Source organism: Borrelia sp. A-FGy1 (assembly GCF_014084025.1).
Classification (GTDB): domain Bacteria; phylum Spirochaetota; class Spirochaetia; order Borreliales; family Borreliaceae; genus Borrelia.
On the sequence record NZ_CP043699.1, the window covers coordinates 1 to 4,157 of the forward strand.

Annotated in this window: 4 protein-coding genes and 1 pseudogene; all 5 read left to right on the plus strand. The window is 25.9% G+C overall.

From position 1 onward, the window contains the following. Positions 1-2,300: 2,300 nt before the first annotated feature. Positions 2,301-2,444 carry a hypothetical protein gene (locus F0310_RS05980; protein ID WP_182117956.1) on the plus strand — a complete coding sequence of 48 codons (144 nt, stop codon included), beginning with the start codon at positions 2,301-2,303 and terminating at the stop codon, positions 2,442-2,444. Between the two features lie 355 nt (positions 2,445-2,799). Further along, positions 2,800-3,339 (plus strand): hypothetical protein, encoded by a 540-nt coding sequence (locus F0310_RS05845; RefSeq protein WP_232535989.1) that lies wholly within the window; start codon positions 2,800-2,802, stop codon positions 3,337-3,339. Further along, a complete protein-coding gene (locus tag F0310_RS05905) occupies positions 3,317-3,439 on the plus strand; it encodes a hypothetical protein (RefSeq protein WP_255492106.1) in 123 nt (40 codons plus the stop codon). The genes F0310_RS05845 and F0310_RS05905 overlap by 23 nt, the downstream gene beginning before the upstream one ends. A gap of 215 nt (positions 3,440-3,654) precedes the next feature. Then, a complete protein-coding gene (locus F0310_RS05850; RefSeq protein WP_232535990.1) occupies positions 3,655-3,804 on the plus strand; it encodes a hypothetical protein in 150 nt (49 codons plus the stop codon). 51 nt (positions 3,805-3,855) lie between these two features. Next, a pseudogene (locus tag F0310_RS05455) lies at positions 3,856-4,157 on the plus strand (hypothetical protein); the annotation flags it as partial.

A 4,157-nucleotide genomic window follows, 5' to 3' on the forward strand; every position in this document is an offset into this window, starting at 1 on the left:
TACTAAATTAGGTATAATAAAAATTTTTATTAAACATAATCGCATAATATTTATATTTCCTTTTTAATAAAACTTTGCTCTTTACTTATTTAATAGTAAACAATATCTATATAAATAATAATTATAATATTAAAAATAAATATAGTAAAGTTTTTATGTTAAGGGTAAGAAAATTTAAAATAGCTAAATTAGAGTATGAGGAAAAGAGGTGTTTTTAAGAAAAAAAAGGATAGGGAATTAACTTTGTACTAATAACAACTAATTATAATTAGTTGTTATTAGTACAAAGTTATTAGTTATTAACAAAAATACCAAAGTTGCTTCTAAAAGTAAAAGAGTTGTATAATTATTATAGATATTATGTTTTTACTTCCTAAGTTTTTTAGAAAAAGACTAACCAAACCTTCTTCTGTCCCTATTCTTATAAACCACAATTAATTTATTTTTAATCTCTACTAGAGCATCTTAATAATAGATCAATTTTAGCTGTTAAAAAATATATTAATTTTTTATTATATAAAATAAATGGTAGCAGACTCTTTAGAAAGTATTCTATTGTTGATGCTAGCTTAATTATTAAAGCTATTATATTTTTAAAAGCTAATTCTAGCTTATATTTTCATGCTAGAGAAGTCAATAGAATTATTAAAATAATATTTAGTCTTGCTCTTACTACTAAAACTATTGAAGCTATTTATTATTTTATTTTTACACAAAAAATAGCTCCTACTTTAAGTAAAGATGCATTTCTTTGTAAAGATTCTTTTGTATCTCCTTCTAAGATAAATAATATTATCTTAGTTAATGACTCTCTACTAAATATAGATAAAATTTTATCCTACCTAGCTTCTTTTAAGAAGCTAGTTTTAAATGCCACTTCTCTTGCTCATTTTAGGCAGGCTAGCTCTTATATAGAAAAAACTATTGCTTTTCTAGTTCAAGACTTTTTTAACAAAAATGAAAACCAATATAATAACTTACGTCAGCTTACTTCTTTCCCAAACTCTAACCTCAAACAAATGGGAATCGATTATAAATCTACTTGCAGAACACAAAAAAAGATATTCTTGCAGATCTTTAAGTCTAACCTCATTGCCTAATATTTGTTTCATCTTAAAAGTGAATTATTATTAGGGTATCTAGGTAAGGTTAGATATTTTCAAATAAATAGATGAAATAACCTCTCAATAAAACATTCAAAACTAATTAATTTCATTTACTTAAAAAGCATGCTTTTTAGGGTATGTTTTTTATAAATTAAAAATAAAAGCACTACTTTTATACCAGGGAGTATTAAAAATAAATGCTTTTATTTTTATAAAATATAGGTTTAAAGATTAACTTAAATATAGTGTACTTTTAAGAAAAAAAAAGATAACCTTTGTGCCTTTTTAAGCTTAAGTGAGGTAATTTAGCTAACATTTATACTATTTACAGTACTATTTCTCTTATTACCTTTTTTTTCTTATATAGGATATGAAATTATAAATATAAATAAGTACGGGTATCAAAATACCTATAAAAGCACCTACAAAAACCCAATAAATAATATTCATATTTAAAATATTAAAACAAAACCTTTATTTTTCTTTAAATTATATTATACTGCTAGATACAAAATATCTAACTTTAGAAAGTTATGTTCTTTGTAAAAAAAGTATATAAATTTTTTTTGTTAATATTTTGCTTTTACCTATCTCTCTTATTCTCTTTTACCAATAAAGGATCTTTTTTTAGAGCCTTTATTGGTTTTGATATCATGCATAAAAAAATATAAATGCTTTATATGCTAAGTATAGAAAATCTCTATTTTTATACAAAGACAAAAAAGGTCATAATAAAATGAGCCTCTTTTGTCTTTAAGGGGTCTTTAAGTCAATAAGGGTAGGTCTACTTAAACTTCCAATAATAAAATTATCTTTTTTATCTTCCTTGTAAGCTTACCTTTCTTTATAAACCTTAATCCTCTCCAATTAAGATATGTTAAATAAAGGTACCTCTAAATTTAGCGATTATCTTGGTTTACTTAACTTTTATACTAAAATTAGATAGCTATCTAACAAAAATTTCAATTAACACTAAAATATATAAAACCTTTATATTGTCTTTTAAGAAAAGACAATATTGCTATATTATTTTTATAAAGCATAACTTTTTACTTTACGCAATATATCCTAGTTTATATTTATATGTAAGGAAGGTAATTTGAGTAAATTAATTTGCAGTATTTTTAAAGTTAAGAGTCGTTCTTCATCTTATCTAGATAGAATTGATACAACAAGGAGAATAAAGGAGCTAATTTGGTCTTCTTTATTTTGCTTTTTGTTACCTCTATACATTTGCCTCTTTATAGATATGATGAAACTCTAGACGAACTATCTTTAAAAAATAAAAAAAGAGCTTGGGCTTTATATGAAAAATATCATTCAGGAGTATCAAAATAATACTTATCTCTAGCATCCTAATTTAATTAAAATGGATACATTACATTAAAGTATAAATGATTTAGAGTATTAACGTACAAATACTTCAAGTTCAAATAAAAGGAAGACATCCTTAAAGATATCTCCTTTTATTATGAAAAAAATTTTAATCTAAAAAAATACTATGTTTTAAAAGAATACTTATTAACCAAGTATAGAGCAGACACACTTAAAAAACACAGTAAAAGATTTACTTTTGTCTTTCTTTGGTTCAAATATAACTTAATTTGTACTTTATTTTACTTTTAGTAGCAATTTAGCTTAGGATAAAAGATAACTAAAGTTGTAATAACAAAATCAATTTTTATGAGATATAATGCCAATTATTCTTGATTTATCTAGACTTTTCTCTGGATCTAACAAAACAAATAGCTTAGGGGGTAAATATTATAAGAAAAGGATAAGGAACGCCATACTTGCTTTAATTATATCAACTGTATCAAAGATACTATTTCTATTTTGCAAGTTTTTTAGAAATAAAAGCAGATGCAAAAAAGATCCACCCTTAGTTAATGCTTATAATATTTTTTGCACTAATCTAGCCAAGCAAGAAAATACTTCTATGTTAACTAAAGACGGCAAAGACAAGCTTAAGTCTTTTTTTAGAAAAACTACAACATACCACCAATCTAGTCTAGTTTATATTTATCAAAAGCATGTAATGTCTTATAACATTATTGACATCTATACTGATTGTGATGATTATAGTACTATATATTTCAAGAAAAGTTGTTCTGCAAATCGTAGATATGCTATTGCTGACTTAGAAAACAAAAAGACAGAAGAAGAATGCGCTAAGCTTAGCAAGATGCTAAAGAATGCTGCGCCTAGTTATGACACTAAAACTTCTAGATGAAACAATTGCGGAGTATAAGGAAGCTATAAGTGAGGCTAGTGAAGCCGAGAGTAGGACAAAGACAGAAAATGATACTGAAGAGAAAAGAAAAAAAATATAGCTTGTTTAAAAACAGTTAGAAATCTTCTTACTGTTATTAAAAAAACTACCGAAACAGCCTGCCTTGCTTATGCTGATGCTTTTGTTACTGTTGCTTCTGGCTTATATTGCAGCTAGTTTAAACAAGCTTTTGCTAAGTTTAGAGATGCTGCTAAGCAGTATGCTAATGGAAAAGGAGGCAATGCTGTTGATGTCATTGTAGGTGCTATAGCTGGTATGTCTTATCCTGGATTTGAAGATTGGTGGTTTGATCAAGCAAAGAAGTTTTTTGCTGGTAATAAAGTAGGAGTAGAGGTAGGCAAAATGGTTGCCGCTATTGACAAGCTATGCAATATTTACAAATTTGTTTCTATACTTGCTTTATAATAAAAATTATATTTAGGTTAATAAATAAAGAAAAAGAGGGCATTAATGTCTATGAGGTGCAATTTGTTTATTTTACTGCTAATATCAGTGTTGTTTATGTCTTGCAAGTTTTTTGGAAATAATAACTCAGGTAAAAAATCAGATGCTAGCAATATTAGTAAGCTAGAAACAGATACTTCTTCTAGCAAGCAAGATGAAAATACAAGTGATACTACAAGTGAAGCCAAAAAACATGAGAGTAGCCTTGACATACTTGCAGATGCTCCTTCTGATTCTGCTAGTGCTGCTTTTAGTATAGATAAGCAAGAAAATAAAGGTAAGTTTACTAAAGAAGATAATAAGAATCTTTATAC

Coding starts and splice junctions, on each gene's coding strand:
- F0310_RS05850 (WP_232535990.1), top strand. CDS start 3,655: ATGTCTTATCCTGGATTTGAAGATTGGTGGTTTGATCAAGCAAAGAAG.
- F0310_RS05905 (WP_255492106.1), top strand. CDS start 3,317: ATGACACTAAAACTTCTAGATGAAACAATTGCGGAGTATAAGGAAGCT.
- F0310_RS05845 (WP_232535989.1), top strand. CDS start 2,800: ATGCCAATTATTCTTGATTTATCTAGACTTTTCTCTGGATCTAACAAA.